The organism is Rhodococcus sp. 21391 (genome assembly GCF_016772255.1).
Taxonomy (GTDB): Bacteria; Actinomycetota; Actinomycetes; order Mycobacteriales; family Mycobacteriaceae; genus Rhodococcus_F; species Rhodococcus_F opacus.
On sequence record NZ_CP063781.1, the window covers coordinates 6,200,826 to 6,216,894 of the forward strand.

The 16,069-nt window shown below is 67.5% G+C and carries 16 protein-coding genes; 7 read left to right on the forward strand and 9 right to left on the reverse strand.

All coding sequences use genetic code 11. The features are described 5' to 3' along the window. Nucleotides 1-13: 13 nt before the first annotated feature. Nucleotides 14-907, reverse strand: a complete 894-nt coding sequence (locus tag GO592_RS28570) for a LysR family transcriptional regulator (protein WP_007298434.1) — start codon at nt 905-907, stop codon at nt 14-16. 72 nt (nt 908-979) lie between these two features. Between GO592_RS28570 and GO592_RS28575 the strand changes: the two genes are divergently transcribed. From GO592_RS28575 to GO592_RS28585, 3 genes are read left to right on the forward strand one after another with little or no spacing between them, the layout of a single operon-like run. Next, the gene (locus tag GO592_RS28575) at nt 980-1,897 is read left to right on the forward strand and encodes an EamA family transporter (RefSeq protein ID WP_007298433.1); all 918 of its coding nucleotides are present in this window, start codon (nt 980-982) and stop codon (nt 1,895-1,897) included. Nucleotides 1,898-1,922: 25 nt separating this feature from the next. Beyond that, the gene (locus GO592_RS28580; RefSeq protein ID WP_005253380.1) at nt 1,923-3,176 is read left to right on the forward strand and encodes a Mur ligase family protein; all 1,254 of its coding nucleotides are present in this window, start codon (nt 1,923-1,925) and stop codon (nt 3,174-3,176) included. Then, nucleotides 3,169-3,879 (forward strand): type 1 glutamine amidotransferase, encoded by a 711-nt coding sequence (locus GO592_RS28585; protein ID WP_005562801.1) that lies wholly within the window; start codon nt 3,169-3,171, stop codon nt 3,877-3,879. Before GO592_RS28580 ends, GO592_RS28585 begins: the two co-directional genes overlap by 8 nt. A gap of 84 nt (nt 3,880-3,963) precedes the next feature. Here the strand turns inward: GO592_RS28585 and GO592_RS28590 are convergent, their stop codons facing one another. Beyond that, nucleotides 3,964-4,977, reverse strand: coding sequence for a type IV toxin-antitoxin system AbiEi family antitoxin domain-containing protein (locus GO592_RS28590; protein ID WP_007298432.1), 1,014 nt, complete (start codon nt 4,975-4,977; stop codon nt 3,964-3,966). Between the two features lie 206 nt (nt 4,978-5,183). Here GO592_RS28590 and GO592_RS28595 point away from each other — a divergent pair, with 206 nt between their 5' ends. Both GO592_RS28595 and GO592_RS28600 read left to right on the forward strand, forming a co-directional pair. Then, a complete protein-coding gene (locus GO592_RS28595; protein WP_007298431.1) occupies nt 5,184-5,630 on the forward strand; it encodes an SRPBCC family protein in 447 nt (148 codons plus the stop codon). Continuing rightward, nucleotides 5,627-5,959, forward strand: coding sequence for an ArsR/SmtB family transcription factor (locus GO592_RS28600; RefSeq protein WP_007298430.1), 333 nt, complete (start codon nt 5,627-5,629; stop codon nt 5,957-5,959). The genes GO592_RS28595 and GO592_RS28600 overlap by 4 nt, the downstream gene beginning before the upstream one ends. Before the next feature lie 125 nt (nt 5,960-6,084). On the opposite strand, the gene GO592_RS28605 is transcribed toward GO592_RS28600, so the two are convergent. From GO592_RS28605 to GO592_RS28625, 5 genes are all read right to left on the reverse strand, one after another. Next, entirely contained in the window at nt 6,085-7,542 is a 1,458-nt protein-coding gene (locus GO592_RS28605; protein ID WP_007298429.1) for an MFS transporter, read from the reverse strand. An 84-nt stretch (nt 7,543-7,626) separates the two neighbouring features. After that, the gene (locus GO592_RS28610; protein WP_005253374.1) at nt 7,627-8,199 is read right to left on the reverse strand and encodes a TetR/AcrR family transcriptional regulator; all 573 of its coding nucleotides are present in this window, start codon (nt 8,197-8,199) and stop codon (nt 7,627-7,629) included. Beyond that, entirely contained in the window at nt 8,196-8,804 is a 609-nt protein-coding gene (recR, locus tag GO592_RS28615) for a recombination mediator RecR (protein WP_005248644.1), read from the reverse strand. Before recR ends, GO592_RS28610 begins: the two co-directional genes overlap by 4 nt. A 9-nt stretch (nt 8,805-8,813) precedes the next feature. Continuing rightward, on the reverse strand, nt 8,814-9,155 hold the full coding sequence (locus GO592_RS28620; RefSeq protein WP_005248645.1) for a YbaB/EbfC family nucleoid-associated protein: 342 nt from the start codon (nt 9,153-9,155) through the stop codon (nt 8,814-8,816). A 117-nt stretch (nt 9,156-9,272) separates the two neighbouring features. Continuing rightward, nucleotides 9,273-9,707 carry an SRPBCC family protein gene (locus tag GO592_RS28625; RefSeq protein ID WP_005248646.1) on the reverse strand — a complete coding sequence of 145 codons (435 nt, stop codon included), beginning with the start codon at nt 9,705-9,707 and terminating at the stop codon, nt 9,273-9,275. Between the two features lie 248 nt (nt 9,708-9,955). On the opposite strand from GO592_RS28625, the gene GO592_RS28630 reads away from it, so the two are divergent. Together GO592_RS28630 and GO592_RS28635 are read left to right on the forward strand one after the other, a co-directional pair. Beyond that, entirely contained in the window at nt 9,956-11,407 is a 1,452-nt protein-coding gene (locus tag GO592_RS28630; RefSeq protein WP_007298428.1) for an FAD-binding oxidoreductase, read from the forward strand. Continuing rightward, nucleotides 11,404-12,705: a class I SAM-dependent methyltransferase gene (locus tag GO592_RS28635; protein ID WP_007298427.1), complete on the forward strand. Its 1,302-nt coding sequence runs from the start codon at nt 11,404-11,406 to the stop codon at nt 12,703-12,705. The genes GO592_RS28630 and GO592_RS28635 overlap by 4 nt, the downstream gene beginning before the upstream one ends. Nucleotides 12,706-12,737: 32 nt before the next feature. On the opposite strand, the gene GO592_RS28640 is transcribed toward GO592_RS28635, so the two are convergent. Together GO592_RS28640 and GO592_RS28645 are read right to left on the reverse strand one after the other, a co-directional pair. Continuing rightward, nucleotides 12,738-13,745 (reverse strand): type IV toxin-antitoxin system AbiEi family antitoxin domain-containing protein, encoded by a 1,008-nt coding sequence (locus tag GO592_RS28640; RefSeq protein WP_007298426.1) that lies wholly within the window; start codon nt 13,743-13,745, stop codon nt 12,738-12,740. A 158-nt stretch (nt 13,746-13,903) separates the two neighbouring features. Then, nucleotides 13,904-16,042: a 3-hydroxyacyl-CoA dehydrogenase NAD-binding domain-containing protein gene (locus GO592_RS28645; RefSeq protein WP_007298425.1), complete on the reverse strand. Its 2,139-nt coding sequence runs from the start codon at nt 16,040-16,042 to the stop codon at nt 13,904-13,906. Nucleotides 16,043-16,069 lie beyond the last annotated feature (27 nt).

Here is a 16,069-nt window from a genome sequence, read left to right on the forward strand (position 1 = left end):
GTGCTGTCGGGGGTCAGTCCCGCACCCGTGCCGCGACATCCCGGAACGCCTGCAGCACCGTGGCCACCGCGGGAACGTCGTCGGCTGCCGGCCGCCGGGCCAGTTCGTAGATCCGGGCCGCGCGCACCCCGGCGAGCGGCAGCTGCACCACCGTGCGGCTCGTCACCGCATGGCGGGCCAGCAGGGCCACGCCGTGACCGCCGGCGACGAGTTCCTCGATGACCCGGAAGTCGTTGATGCGCATCACCACATGCGGCTGCACCCCGGTCGCGGCGGCCACCGACATCAGCACGTCGTCGACAGGGAAACCGCCGCGCACACTGATCCACCTCTCGTCCGCCAACTGGTCCGGGCGAACCGCATCCTGTCCGGCGAGCGGATGGCCGGGCGGCAGGATGAGGTCGATGGGTTCGCGCATCAGCGGTTCGGCCGACACCCGCGGCGAGGACGAGTCCGGGGCCCGCTCGTCGCGATGCGTCAGCACCACGTCGTAATCGGCGAGCAGGGTGGGCACCGCGGCGGCGGGCAGGTCCTCGTCGCGCGCCTGCACGTCCACCCCACTGCCTTCGAGCGCGTCCAGCAGTCCGGGAAGCAGCAGCGCGGCACCGGACGGGAACAGCGCCACCCGCACGCGGCCGCGCGGCGAACCGCGGTAGGCGCTCATCTCCGCCGCCGCACGGTCCAGGGCGGCCACGACGTCGTCGGCGCGGACGACGAGCGCCTGACCGGCATCGGTGAGCCGCAACCGGCGGCCGGCGGGTTCGAGCAGGGTCACCCCGGCCTCCCGCGAGAGGATCTTGAGCTGCTGCGACACCGCCGACGGCGTCATCGACAACGCCTGCGCGGTCGCCGCCACCGTGCCGCGGTCCGCCAGCTCGCGCAGCACGCGCAACCGGGTCGCATCCATGTAGCAAAACTACATCGATGATGCACTTTAATGCGCTTGTCCTGATTGTTTCCGGCCCTCACGATGGAAGGCATGACCTCCCGCGACCGGCTGCTCGGACTCACCGTCGTCGTCCTGTGGGGGCTCAACTTCCTCGCCATTCGCGCGGGCCTCGATCACTTCCCACCGTTCTTCTTCGCCGCGCTGCGATTCTTCGTCATCGCGATCCCGGTGATCCTGTTCGTTCCCCGGCCGCAGGTCCCGCTGAAGTGGCTGCTGGTGTACGGCCTGGGGTTCGGCGTCGGCCAGTTCGCCTTCCTGTTCTGGGCCATGCACGTCGGCATGCCCACCGGGCTGGCGTCGCTGGTCCTGCAGTCCTCGGCGCCGTTCACCGTGGTCCTCGGCGCGGTCCTGCTGCGGGAGCGACTGCGGCCGACGCAGGTGTGCGGACTGTTGGTGGCGATGGCCGGGATGACAGTCATCGGCTGGGACCGCGCCCAGCACGCCGCGCTGCTGCCGGTGGCCCTGACGCTGCTCGCGGGACTGTCGTGGGCGCTGGGCAACATCGGCAACCGCAAGGCCGCGTCGGATCAGCCGATGCGCCTGATGCTGTGGATGTGCGTCATTCCGCCGCTGCCGATGCTGGCGCTGTCGTTCGGCGTCGAGGGTCCGTCGGCGGGCTGGGACTCCCTGACGTCGTCACTGGACGGCAACGGCCCGCTCGCGCTCGCAGGCCTCGCCTACATCGTGATCCTCGGCACGGTCGCGGGCTCGGGCCTGTGGACGGCGCTGCTCAGCCGCTACCCCGCCGGAATGGTCGCGCCGTTCTCCCTGCTGGTTCCCATCGTCGGGATCGGGGCGTCCTGGCTGGTGCTGCACGAGGAGCCGAGCATCCTGTCGCTGATCGGCGGGGCCGTCGTCATCGCCGGTGCCGCCGCCACCCAGGTGCGCGGCAGGGTGCGTCCGAGCACACTTTCGCGCTCACGTGCCCCCGCGCGAGTCGGCGTCTGACCGGACCCTGTGCAAAACTCGCGGAGTGAGTACTGGAACTGGGATCACGACGCGCGGCAAGCTCGCCCTGCGCGCAGCGGCGGCGGCCTCCTGGGCGTCGCAGAAGGCGGGCCGGGGCAAGGGCTCGATGATCGGCGGACTGATCGCCCTGAAGATCGACCCAACCCTGATGGAGCAGCTCGGCGCCGGCCGGCGCACCGCGGTGATCACCGGCACCAACGGCAAGTCCACCACCACCCGGATGACGGCGGCGGCGCTCTCCACCCTCGGTGAGGTCGCGACGCAGGCCGACGGCGCCAATATGGACGCCGGCATCGTCGCGGCGCTCAGCACCCGCGTCCACGCGCCCCTCGCCGCCCTCGAGGTCGACGAGCTCCACGTCCCACACGTCAGCGACGCCGTCAACCCCGAGGCCCTGGTTCTGCTCAACCTCAGCCGCGACCAGCTCGACCGGGTCGGCGAGATCAACATGATCGAACGCAAACTCCGCGCCTGCGTCGCCGCGCACCCGGAGGCCGTCGTGATCGCCAACTGCGACGACGTCCTCGTCACCTCGGTGGCCTACGACGCGAAGAACGTCGTCTGGGTCGCTGCCGGGGGCGGATGGGCCAGCGACGCCGCCAGCTGTCCGCGCACCGGCGAACCCATCGTGTGGGAGGGCTCGCACTGGCGCAGCACGGGTTCCGACTTCGCGCGCCCGACCCCCGACTGGTGGTTGGACGACGAAAACCTGTACGGGCCCGACGGCCTGAAGATCCCGATGACCCTCGCCCTACCCGGACGCGCCAACCGCGGCAACGCCGCACAGGCCGTCGCTGCGGCCGTTGCGATGGGCGCGAAGGCGGAGGACGCCGTCGCCGCGGCGGCCACCGTCCAGGAGGTCGCGGGCCGCTACAGCACCGTCGAGGTCGGGTCGCACTCCGTGCACATGCTGCTCGCCAAGAACCCCGCCGGCTGGCAGGAAGCGCTGTCGATGATCGACCCCACCGTCGACGGACTCGTGATCGCCGTCAACGGGCAGGTTCCCGACGGCGAAGACCTGTCCTGGCTGTGGGACGTGCGGTTCGAGCACTTCGAGGGCGTCAAGGTGGTGGCCGCCGGCGAACGCGGCACCGACCTGGCCGTCCGCCTCACGTACGCCGGCGTCGAGCACACGCTCGACCCGAACCCGTTGCGGGCCATCGCGTCCTGCCCGCCCGGACGCGTCGAGGTGCTCGCCAACTACACCGCCTTCCGCGACCTGAACACCGCTATCGCGAAGGAGGCGCGCAATGCCTGACTCGACCGTACGCATCGGCCTGGTGCTGCCCGACGTGATGGGCACCTACGGCGACGGCGGCAACGCCCTGATCCTCCGGCAGCGACTGCGCATGCGCGGATACGACGCGGAGATCGTCGAGATCACGCTGAACGATCCGGTCCCGGAGTCCCTCGACGTCTACACGCTCGGTGGGGCCGAGGACTCGGCCCAGCGCCTCGCCACCCGGCACCTCGCCAAGTACCCCGGACTGCAGAAGGCCGCCGAACGCGGCGCCCCCGTCCTGGCGATCTGTGCCGCGATCCAGGTGCTCGGCAACTGGTACGAGACGTCGAGCGGCGAACGCGTCGACGGCGTCTCGATGCTCGACGTCACCACGTCCCCGCAGGCGACGCGTTCCATCGGTGAAGTGATCACGGCACCACGGATGGACGGGCTGACGCAGCCGCTCACTGGGTTCGAAAACCACCGCGGCGGAACCACACTCGGCTCCGACGCCCGCGGCCTGGCCCGGGTCACGCACGGCGTCGGCAACGGCGTCGGGGACGGGCTCGAAGGCGTCGTCCAGGGTTCCGTGATCGGCACGTACATGCACGGACCCGCGCTCGCCCGCAACCCCGAACTCGCCGACCTGCTCCTGAAGCGGGCGCTGGGCGTCGACGAACTCGCGCCCCTCGACCTGCCCGAGGTCGAGCAGTTGCGCCGGGAGCGCCTGCGCGTCTGAGCACGTGAGTGGCAAAGCGTCGTCCCGCACTCTTTCGCACTCACCTCCGCAGGTGAGTGAGAAGGAGTGGCGGGGCACTCTTTCTCACTCACGTGGGCAGGCTGGACAGCGGCGCGACATATCGGCCCATCCTTCGCGGACCAACACCCGGCGCACTTCCTCGAATACCCCGCAGGGGTCGCGGGTCGTCTCATCCCACCCGTAGACCAGCCGTGGACGGTCGGCCAGCTCCGCCGCGTTGTCGCGCCGACGGTCACGGAAACGGGACTGTTGCGCGCTGTGATACTTCTGCCCGTCGAGCCGGACGATCAGCGGCACACCCATGGGGCTGTAATCGACGTCCTCGTACAGAATCCGGCCGTCCACGACGTGCGGCATCTGACGTTTCCCGCTCGGCAGCCCGTGCGCCCGTTCGACGTCGAGTGCGTAGCGGTGTTCGAGGGCCGATTGAACGCCGTCGCCGAGCAGCATCACGGCGTCGGCGATGTCGGTCGCATACCGGTGTGGACGCCGGACCTCGAGTTTTCGCCGGAGCACCTCGACGTGGACCTTGCCACTTGTGGCGGCCTCGATGAACCGGAGGGCCGCCTCCCGCGGGGTGGCCTCGGACACCGCGAGGTCGATCACCGTGTCGGCCAACGATGTCCGTGGCCGACGGAACGGGACCGAGATGTGCTCGAACGCGCGAGACCGATGGACCACGACGCCACCATGAACGAGTGCGTTGCCGACCGAGGTCGGGCGCCGACTGCCGGGTGAGCGGACCGTCGGCCCCTGATTCACCGCCGAGCAGTTGTAGGGGACAGTGATGTGGACCGGTGCCGACGGGTCGTCGACGCGGAGCAGTCCCCATTCCTCGGCCGCGGTCCGGTGACTCAGGATCGCCCGGCCGCCGTACAGGAGTGCGGCGGATAGGGCCATCGGACGGGTGAGCGGACCGTTGTTGACCGCGATGACGCGCGGCAGCACCCGCAGCCACTGGCCGGACACCACACGATGCCGGAGTGCGGTGGCACTGACGCCGTGCGCCCGGAGCTGTGCCGTGGTGACGACGCCGTCCTGGGCGTCGAGAATGGACTGCCATGAGTCGTGTTCCATGCCCGGAACGGTGTCGGCCCGCCCCGACAGGAACCGCCCCTTCCCACCATTTTTTCCACAGCCTGTGGATAAACCCTGTGAGCGCCAATGCGCATCGGGGTACACATCGGCACTCGCCTGCCGAGCGCAACCGAAGGGTTGCAGAACGGCGGAAAGAGTGCAACCATGGAGTTGCACATCAACCGTCGTCGAAAAGGTGGCCCACCATGGACGCATCGAGCAGCATCACCCGGACCGTTGTCGTGAACGCCCCGAGATCGGCGGTGTGGGCGGCGATCACGGATCCCGACAAGATCAGCCAGTGGTTCGGGCAGCGCACGTCGCTCGACCTCAGCGTCGGCGGCAAGGCCGCCTTCACCTGGGACGAGCACGGCACCGCCCGCGCCGTCGTCACGGAGCTCGACGAACCGAACGCGTTCGGCTTCCGCTGGGCAGCCGACATGGAAGCAGACCCGGTGATCGGCAACTCCACGCTGGTGCGGTTCACGCTGTCCGAGCACGCGGCAGGCACCGAACTGACCGTCGTCGAGACCGGGTTCGACACCCTCGACCGCGACGTCGCCGACCAGAAGCGGGCCCGCGAGGGCAACGTCCAGGGCTGGCACGCCGAACTCGACGAACTGGTCGCGTACCTGCACGGCGTGAAGGCATGACAGGGGGCACGTACGCCGAATTGGCCTCGGTGTTCGCGGCGCTGTCCGACGAGACCCGCTGGGAGATCCTCACCGAACTCGGGCGGGCCGACCAGTCGGCGTCGTCGCTCGCCACCCGGCTTCCGGTGTCGAGGCAGGCCATCGCGAAGCATCTGAATGCGCTGCAGGCCTGCGGACTGGTGGAGTCGGTGAAGGTGGGCCGCGAGATCCGCTACCGCGCGCTGGGCGCCGAGCTCAACAGGACGGCGCGGACGCTGGAACGAATCGGCGCCGAGTGGGATCGCCGGCTGGCCACCATCAAGCAGATCGCGGAATCGATGGAGGAGTAAAGACCCCAGACAGGGGTTCGGCCGGGAATGCTTCTGCATTCTCGGCCGGATCTCTGCTTCTCGAGTTTTCTCTGCTCACAGGTACATTTCCTCGATCCGCATCACTGACGATACACGTGAGTGACCTACGTCACAAGAGGCTCTATCGGACTTTTCTTCATCCGATCGTGCCCCGGCAGGGCCAGGGACACCGCGAACACCAGTACCGCCAGCACCGCGCACACCCCGTAGGCGATCGAGAAACCGGCGGCCGAGGCGACACCGCCCACCATGCTCGCCGCCAAAACCGTCGCGACCACCGCGCTGCACATGGTGGTACCCATCGTCCGCAGCAGGACGTTGACGCCGTTGGCCGCGGCCATCTGCGTGGACGGCACAGCCCGGACGATCAGCATCGGCAGCGTGCTGTACACCAGCGCGGTGCCGACGGCCGCGACACCGAGCGCCGCGATCACCATCCACAACTCCTTGTGCGGCACGGTGTGCAGCGCGTAGCCGAGGACGAGACAGATCGCGCCCGACAGGATCGTCACCTTCGACCCGTAGCGCTCGGACACCCGGGCGCCGACCTGCGCGAAGACGATCATCGACAGACTCGTCGGCAGCTGGCACACCGCGGCCTGGAGGATCGTCAGGCCGTAGCCGGCGTCTCCGCGGGGCGCCTGCAGCAGCTGTGTGGTGATGAGAGCGTTTCCGTAGAACGCGAACCCGACGAGAAGCGCCGTCACGTGCGGCAGCAGCACCGACCGTCGCGCCGACACCCGCAGGTCCACGAGCGGGTTCCGGTTGCGCAGCTGCTGATGTCCCCACAACGCGAACAGGAACACCGCGGACGCGAACATGCCCAGCACCGCGGGACTTCCCCAGCCCCACGAGCTGCCCTGGGTGATCGGGACGAGCAGGCAGACGAGGGCGGCGGTCAGACCGACGGCACCGACACCGTCGAACCGCCCACCCGACCGCGCCTCGGACTCGCGAATGAACAGCACCGCGGCCATGGTGACCGCGAGCCCGATTCCCGCGATGACCCAGAAGAGGACGTGCCAGTTGGAGTACTCGGCGACGGACGCCGCGAACGGCAGTCCGAGCGCCGTGCCGATCCCGAGGGTCGAGCTCATCATGGCGATCGCGCCGTTGACCTTCTCCCGCGGCAATTCGTCGCGGAGGATCGAGATTCCGACCGGGATGACGGCGGCGCCTGCCCCCTGCAATCCTCGCGCGAAAATCAGGAACGCGATGTCGGACGTCACGGCGCAGATCAACGCGCCGAGCGTCATGAAGACGAAGGCGACGAGAAGCATCCGCTTCTTGCCGAACATGTCGGCGAGCCTGCCGAAGATCGGGGTGACGACCGCGCCGACCAGGAGGGTGGTGGTGATCAGCCAGGACACCGACGTCTGACTCGCGCCGGTGAACGTCGGCATGCTGGGCAGGAGGGGAACCATGACCGTTTGCAGGACGGCCTGGAACACGCCCGCGAACGCGAGAATCGGGAAGAGGTAACGCGATCCGCCGGCAGAGTCCGGCGGAGCGACCGGCTGATCCGCGAGCGCCGACAGTGGGCGCGGCAACGAGATCGTCAAGCGTCACCCCTTGCACAACTGGTAAATGGTTGTTCACCAGATTAGGTGAACAACCATTTACCCCGCAAGCCGGACAATCCGCCCTCAGCCGTCGAGCAACTCCTGCACCAGCGGGGCATAGTGCGCCACCACCTCTTCCGGGGTGCCTGTCGCGTGCTCCTGCATCATCTTGCGACGCATGACGGCGAGACCCGTCAGCATCGACATCACCAGTTCGGCGCGCAGCCGGGCATTCGGCCCGGGTAGTCGTTCGGCCAGCGCGTCGATCATCTGCGCCGAATAGTTGGCGCGGAGCTTGCGGCTGCTCTCCTCGCTCGGCCCGCTCATGAACAGAATGTTCAACGACAGGGGCTTGTACGGTTCGAGCGGCCGCGCGAACATCGACACCATCCGCTCACCGAGACCGTCCAGCGGACCGCTGAACACGATCTCCGCGGCGGCGCGGAAATCGACGAGCGCGTCGAACAGCTGCTCCTTCGACCCGAAGTACTTGATGATCAGCGGTGCGCTGACCCCGGCGTCCTCGGCGATGTCCTTGAGCGTGATCTCCCGATACGGACGTGTCGCGAACGCCCGCCCCGCCGCGTCGACGATCAGCGACCGCGACTGCTCGGCCGTCCGCTTCACCGGCGCGGCAGTGCCCGGATCCGACGTCACAGCGTGCGTCTCCCCGACAACGCCCTGCCCAGCGTGAGCTCGTCGGCGAACTCGAGGTCGCCGCCCATCGGCAGACCCGACGCGAGCCTGCTGACCGTCAGCCCGGGGAAGTCCCGCAGCATCCGCACCAGATACGTCGCAGTGGCCTCCCCCTCGGTGTTGGGGTCGGTCGCGATGATCACCTCGGAGACGTCGACGCCGTCCTCCTGATTGCCGATGCGCGCGAGCAACTCCCGGATACGGAGCTGATCGGGACCCACCCCGGACAGCGGATCCAGCGCGCCGCCCAGAACGTGATAGCGACCCTTGAACTCGCGCGTGCGCTCGACGGCCTGGACGTCCTTCGGCTCCTCGACCACACAGATCACCGTGCGGTCACGGCGCGGATCGGCGCAGATGCGGCAATGCTCCTTGTCGGAGACCGTGCCGCACACCACACAGAACTGGACGCCGTCGCGCACCCGCTGCAGCGCATTCTTGAGCCGGTCGATCTCCGGCGGCTCGACGCTGAGCAGGTGGAACGCGATGCGCTGTGCGCTCTTCGGCCCGACGCCAGGCAGCTTGCCGAGCTCGTCGATCAGATCCTGAACCGGACCTTCGTACACGCCGCGCCTCTAGAAACCGGGGAGACCGGGCAGGCCTCCCCCACCGAATCCACCCGCGAGCGGACCGAGTTTCTGCGCCGCGATCTCCTGCGCCTTGTTCGACGCGTCCTCGATCGCACCGATCACGAGGTCCTGCAGAGTCTCCACATCGTCGGGATCGACGACCTTCGGATCGATCTTCAGACCGACCACTTCACCTGTCCCCTTGACCGTCGCGGTCACGAGTCCGCCACCGGCCTGCCCGGTGACCTCGGCCTCGGCCATCTCCTGCTGAGCGGCCATCAGCTGCTGCTGCATCTGCTGTGCCTGCGCGAGGAGCTGCGACATGTCGGGTTGTCCACCTGGTTGCACTGACGTGGTCCTTTCTGCTGTTTCCCCTGCCAGCGTAGACCGTGACCGTCGGCGCGGTCCGGCGCCGACGCCGTCGTGGGACTCACCACGACGGCACCGGAGCGAACCGGCGTCGCGTCAGGCGAGTTCGCGCTCGAGGTTCGCCAGCACCTGCCCCTGGATCTTCTTCAGACCCAGCGGGGCGAACGTCTTCTCGAAGAAGCCCCCGATGCCGCCCGCACCCTTCCACTCGGTGGTCGTGGTGACCGTCGAACCGCTGCCGCTCGGGGCGACGACCCAGGTGGTGACGAGCGACGAGTTCGCGTCCGTCTCGGTGATCGTGTTGCCCGCCACGGTGACCGTGGCCTTGATGTCGCGGGACCGCTTCTCGGTGGCCTTCAACGTCCACTGCGCGACGGTGCCGCCGCCCTGCCCGCCCTCGAGGACGCGGTAGTCCAGGTACTGCTCCGAGAGGATGCGCGGACGCACCGTCTCGTAGTCCGTCAAGGCCGCGAGCGCCTTCTCCGGTGTGGCTGCGACGGTAATCGAACTGCTCGCGCTGACCTGGCCCACTGTTCTGACTCCTCTTGTACGATTTGTACGAAACTGCTTCCTCCTCTCATCCTGCCTTCCGTCCGCGAGTCCGGGCGATGACGTGGCAATCTATTGTGAGGTAGCTCACTTCGACGTGGTCACGACCCGCACATTGATGAGACATTTGTGTGAATCTTCGGTCGACCGCGCCGATATGCGTGGCCTGAACCCGCGGAGAGGGATAGCGTCAGGGTGTGGCTGCCTCTTCGGTTGAACTACTGAAAAGCATGCGGGAGGGTGGACGCCCCTTCCGTGCGCATCGCACTCTGCCCGTCACCGGGATTGACGCTCACCGCGCCGGCGTCGAACGACTTCTCGCGTCCTACCGCGCGATTCCCACGGACGCCACCGTGCGACTCGCGAAGAAGACGTCCAACCTGTTCCGGGCGCGGGCCCAGACCAGCGCACCCGGCCTCGACGTCTCCGGCCTCGGCGGAGTCATCTCGGTCGACGAGCAGGCCCGAACCGCGGATGTCGCCGGAATGTGCACGTACGAAGACCTGGTGGACGCCACCCTGCCGTACGGGCTGGCGCCGCTGGTGGTTCCGCAGCTCAAGACCATCACGCTCGGCGGCGCGGTCACCGGCCTCGGCATCGAGTCGACGTCGTTCCGCAACGGGCTCCCCCACGAATCGGTCCTCGAGATCGACGTGCTGACCGGCAGCGGCGACATCGTCACCGCGAGACCGGAAGGCGAGAACTCCGACCTGTTCTGGGGGTTCCCCAACTCCTACGGAACCCTCGGCTATTCCACACGACTGCGCATTCAGCTCGAGCCCGTCAAACGGTATGTGGCACTGCGGCATCTGCGTTTCGATTCCCTGGACGAGCTGCAGTCGGCGATGGATCGCATCGTCACCGAGCGCGTCCACGACGGCATCCCCGTCGACTATCTGGACGGCGTCGTGTTCACCGCGTCCGAGAGTTACCTGACGCTGGGCCATCAGACCGACGAGGGCGGCCCCGTCAGCGACTACACCGGGCAGAACATCTTCTACCGGTCCATCCAGCACAGTTCCGTGAACCACCCCAAAACGGACAAACTGACCATCCGAGACTACCTGTGGCGCTGGGACACCGACTGGTTCTGGTGCTCGCGCGCCTTCGGCGCCCAGAACCCCACCATCCGCCGGCTGTGGCCGAAGAACCTCCTCCGCAGCAGCTTCTACTGGAAGCTCATCGCCCTCGACCACAAGTACGACATCGGCGACCGACTCGAGAAGCGCAAGGGCAACCCGCCACGCGAACGCGTCGTGCAGGACGTCGAAGTGCCCATCGAGCGCACCGCGGACTTCGTCCGCTGGTTCCTCGACGAAATCCCGATCGAACCGCTGTGGCTCTGCCCGTTGCGGTTGCGGGAACCTGCCCCCGCCGGCGCGTCCTCGCAACGCCCCTGGCCCCTGTACCCCCTCGAACCGAAACGCACGTACGTGAACATCGGATTCTGGTCATCGGTGCCCATCGTTCCGGGCCGACCCGAGGGGGCCGCGAATCGGCTGATCGAAGACAAGGTCAGTGACTTCGACGGACACAAGTCCCTCTACTCCGATTCGTACTATTCACGCGAAGATTTCGAACGCCTCTACTACGGCGGCGATCGATACACGGAACTGAAAAAACGCTACGACCCAAAATCACGATTACTGGACCTTTTCTCCAAGGCGGTGCAACGTCGATGACAACTCTGAAAGCTTCACGCTCCCAAGACCACAAGCTGACCATCGCAGAGATTCTCGAAACTCTGTCCGACGGCATGCTCCCCCTGCGGTTCTCCGCCTACGACGGCAGCGCCGCCGGCCCGAAGGACGCCCCCTACGGTCTCCACCTCAAGACGACCCGGGGCACCACCTACCTGGCGACCGCCCCCGGCGACCTCGGCATGGCCCGGGCCTACGTGTCCGGCGACCTCGAGGCCCGCGGCGTCCACCCCGGCGACCCGTACGAAATCCTCCGCGTGATGGGCGACGAACTGCACTTCCGCCGTCCGTCCGCGCTCACGCTCGCCGCCATCACGCGCTCGCTCGGCTGGGATCTGCTGCGCCCCATCGCCCCTCCCCCGCAGGAGCATCTCCCGCGGTGGCGTCGAGTCGCGGAAGGGTTGCGGCACTCCAAGTCCCGCGACGCCGAAGTCATCCACCACCACTACGACGTCTCGAACACCTTCTACGAGTATGTCCTCGGCCCGTCCATGACGTACACGTGCGCCTGCTACGAGAACGCCGAGCAGACCCTCGAAGAGGCACAGGACAACAAGTACCGCCTCGTCTTCGAGAAGCTCGGCCTCCAGCCCGGCGACCGACTGCTCGACATCGGCTGCGGCTGGGGATCGATGGTCCGGTACGCCGCCCGCCGCGGCGTCAAGGTCATCGGCGCCACCCTGTCCCGCGAACAGGCCGAATGGGCACAGAAGGCCATCGCCGAAGAAGGACTGTCCGACCTCGCCGAGGTCCGGTTCTCCGACTACCGCGACGTCCCCGAGACCGGATTCGACGCCATCTCCTCGATCGGCCTGACCGAGCACATCGGCGTCGGCAACTACCCCGCCTATTTCGGCCTGCTGCAGAGCAAGCTCCGCGAGGGCGGTCGGCTGCTGAACCACTGCATCACCCGGCCCGACAACCAGAGTCAGGCACGCGCGGGCGGCTTCATCGACCGGTACGTCTTCCCCGACGGCGAACTCACCGGCTCCGGACGCATCATCTCCGAGATCCAGAACGTCGGACTCGAGGTGCGGCACGAGGAGAATCTGCGCGAGCACTACGCACTCACCCTCGCCGGCTGGTGCCAGAACCTCGTCGACAACTGGGACGCCTGCGTCGCCGAGGTCGGCGAAGGCACCGCACGTGTGTGGGGTCTCTACATGGCCGGGTCGCGACTGGGCTTCGAACGCAACGTCGTTCAGCTGCACCAGGTCCTCGCCGTCAAGCTCGGCCCCAAGGGCGAGGCGCATGTGCCGCTGCGTCCGTGGTGGAAGTAGGCGGCTCCGCCGCCCGTGCGCCTTTTTGGTAGCTAGAGCAACCAGAAGGGCGCGCAGGCCGGGCAGGGCCTCTCGCCGGGCCTGATCCACCCCTCCCGCACGAGCACGGTCTCCACTTCACGGGCCACTTCACACGGATTCTTCGTCACCTCGTCGAATCCGTAGACGAGTCGTGGGCGCCCCTGCAGTTCCGCGGCGTTGTCGCGTCGACGGTCCCGGAACGCGACCTCCGCCATGGCGTGCGCGCGGCGACCGTCGAGGCGCACGATGAGCGGCACACCATTGTCGGAGTAGTCGCAGTCCTCGAAAAGGGTGCGCCCGTCCACGACCACGGGTGATTGCCGCCGCGCCCGTGGGAGCCCGTGCGCGTCCTCGACGTCGGTGGCGCAGCGGTATTCGAGCACCGCATCCACGAGCGTCTTGCGGTACCGACGTGGTCGTCGCTCCTCCATGCGTCGCCGGATGTCGCGCAGTGGGATCCGGGCATTGGTCACGAGCGCGATGAGCCGGGTGTAGGCGTCCCGTGCCGTGGGCTCGGCGATCGCGAGGTCGAGCGCAGTGTCCGCTCGCGTCGTCCGAGGCGGATCCGTGTCGACGGCTATGTAATCGTGCGCCCTCGACCGGTGCACCACGACACCGGGATGCAGCGGTGAGGACAGTGCGATCGGATTGCCCGGCTTACGCGACGGACGCATGCCCGTCTCGCTCTGGCACCGCGACGATTTCCCGTACGGCACCGTGATGTGGATCGGTTCGCCGTCGCGGCGAGGGACCATCCCCCATTCCTCGGCGGCGGTGATGTGGCTGAGCATCGAATGGCCGCCGCCGTAGAGGAGTGCGGCGGACAGGATCATGTCCCGGGTCAACGGGCCGTTGGTGACGGCATAGACGCCTTGGAGGACACGGCGCCACTGCCCCGAGTCCAGGAGATGACGAACCCTCCCCCGGGAGAAGCCGAACGGCTCGAGTTGGGACTGTGTGACGATCCCGAACTGGGTGTCGACCAGGCGCTGAAAGTCGTGGAGATCGATGTCGGTCATACGGCGCATCGTGCGATGCGCGTCCGACTCCGATGCCGACAAAAACGCGGTTATCCACGCTACCTGTGGATAACCGCGAAGTTGTGGATAACCCGACCCGTGCGCCTTTTTGGTTGTTACAGCTACCAAAAAGGCGCACGGGCGGCGGAGCCGCCCTGCTACTTCAGCGACGCCGGCGGGGTGAAGCGCTCGCCGTACTTGGCGGCGAGTTCTTCAGCGCGCTTGACGAAGCCGGCCTGGCCGCCTTCGTAGCCCTGAATGTACTGCGACACACCGCCGGTCCAGGCGGGGAAGCCGATACCCATGATGGAGCCGATGTTGGCGTCGGCGGTGGTGAGGAGCACGCCTTCGTCGAAGCACTTCTGCGTCTCGATGGCCTCGATGAACAGCATGCGCTCGATGAGATCCTGGAACGGCACCTCGAGTTCCTTGGAACCGAAGTTCTCCCGGAGACCGGACCACAGGCCGGTGCGCTTGCCGTCGGCGTAGTCGTAGAAGCCGGCGCCGCCGAGCTTGCCCTTGCGGTCGAACTTGTCGACCATCGTGTTGATGACGTCGCCTGCCGGATCGGCGGGCAGTTCCTTGCCTTCGGCCTTCGCAGCTTCCGCGGTTTCCTTGCGGATCTTCTGCATCAGCGTGAGGTTCAGCTCGTCGGACAGCTGCAGCGGTGCCGCGGGGTAGCCGGCCTGCATGCCTGCCTGCTCGATGGTGGCGGGCTCGATGCCCTCCGCCAGCATGGCGATGGCCTCGTTGATGAACGTGCCGATGACGCGCGAGGTGAAGAAGCCACGCGAGTCGTTGACGACGATCGGCGTCTTGCGGATGGCCTGCACGTAGTCGAAGACGCGCGCGAGGGCTTCGTCGGACGTCTTCTCGCCGCGGATGATTTCGACGAGCGGCATCTTGTCGACGGGGGAGAAGAAGTGGATTCCGATGAAGTCCTCTTGACGCTTCACACCCGTCGCCAGGCCGGTGATCGGCAGGGTCGACGTGTTCGAGCCGAGCAGGGCCGTCGGCTCGACGATGTCCTCGATCTCCTGGAACACCTTGTGCTTCAGGTCCTGCGACTCGAACACGGCCTCGATGACGAAGTCGACACCGGCGAAGTCGGCGGGGTCGGCGGTCGGCGTGATGCGGTCGAGCAGCGTCTTCGACTTCTCCTCGGTGGTCTTGCCACGCGAGAGGGCCTTGGCCTCGATGCCCTCGGAGTACGCCTTGCCCTTGTTGGCGGCCTCGATGGTGACGTCCTTGAGGACGACGTCGAAGCCGGCCTTCGCGGACACGTAGGCGATGCCCGCGCCCATCATTCCGGCACCGAGCACACCGACCTTGGTGATCGGGGTCTTCTCGATGCCCTCGGGGCGGGAGGCGCCGGAGTTGATGGCCTGCAGGTCGAAGAAGAACGCCTGGATCATGTTCTTCGCGACCTGGCCGGTGACCAGCGACGTGAAGTAGCGGGCCTCGATGAGGAGCGCGTTGTCGATGTCGACCTGCGAACCCTCGACGGCGGCGGCCATGATGGCGCGCGGTGCCGGCATGGGAGCACCCTTGAGCTGCTTGCGCAGGTTCGCGGGGAACGCGGGCAGGTTGGCTGCGAACGCCGGGGTGGACGGGGTGCCGCCGGGGATCCGGTAGCCCTTCTTGTCCCACGGCTGGACGCCGCCCTCGGGGTTGGCCTTGATCCACGCCTTCGCGGCGGGCACCAGCTCCTCGACCGAGGACACGACCTCGTCGATCAGTCCGACCTCCTTGGCCTGCACCGGTCCACGCTGCTGCCCCTGGAGCAGCACCTGCATGAGCGCGTTCTGCAGGCCGAGCATGCGGACGGTGCGCACGACGCCGCCACCACCGGGCAGCAGGCCGAGGGTGACCTCGGGCAAGCCGATCTTGACGCCCTTCACGTCCGCGGCGACGCGGTGATGCGTGGCCAGGGCGATCTCGAGTCCGCCACCGAGCGCGGCACCGTTGATGGCGGCGACGACGGGCTTGCCGAGCGTCTCGAGTCGGCGCAGGTCTGACTTGATCGCGACGCTGTGGCTGTAGATCTCGTCGGCGTTCTCCGGGCCGACCTTGATCATGTTCTTCAGGTCGCCGCCGGCGAAGAACGTCTTCTTGCCGGACGTGATGACGACACCGGTGATGGAGTCCTTCTCGTCGACGAGGCGGTCGACGGTCGCCTTCATCGAGGAGATGTAGGCGTCGTTCATGGTGTTCGCGCCCTGGTTGGGATCGTCGATGGTGAGCACGACGATGCCGTCGGCGTCCTGCTCCCAGTTGATGATGTTCTGCTCGCTCACTGCTTCAAGTCTCCTGATGGTCCGGGC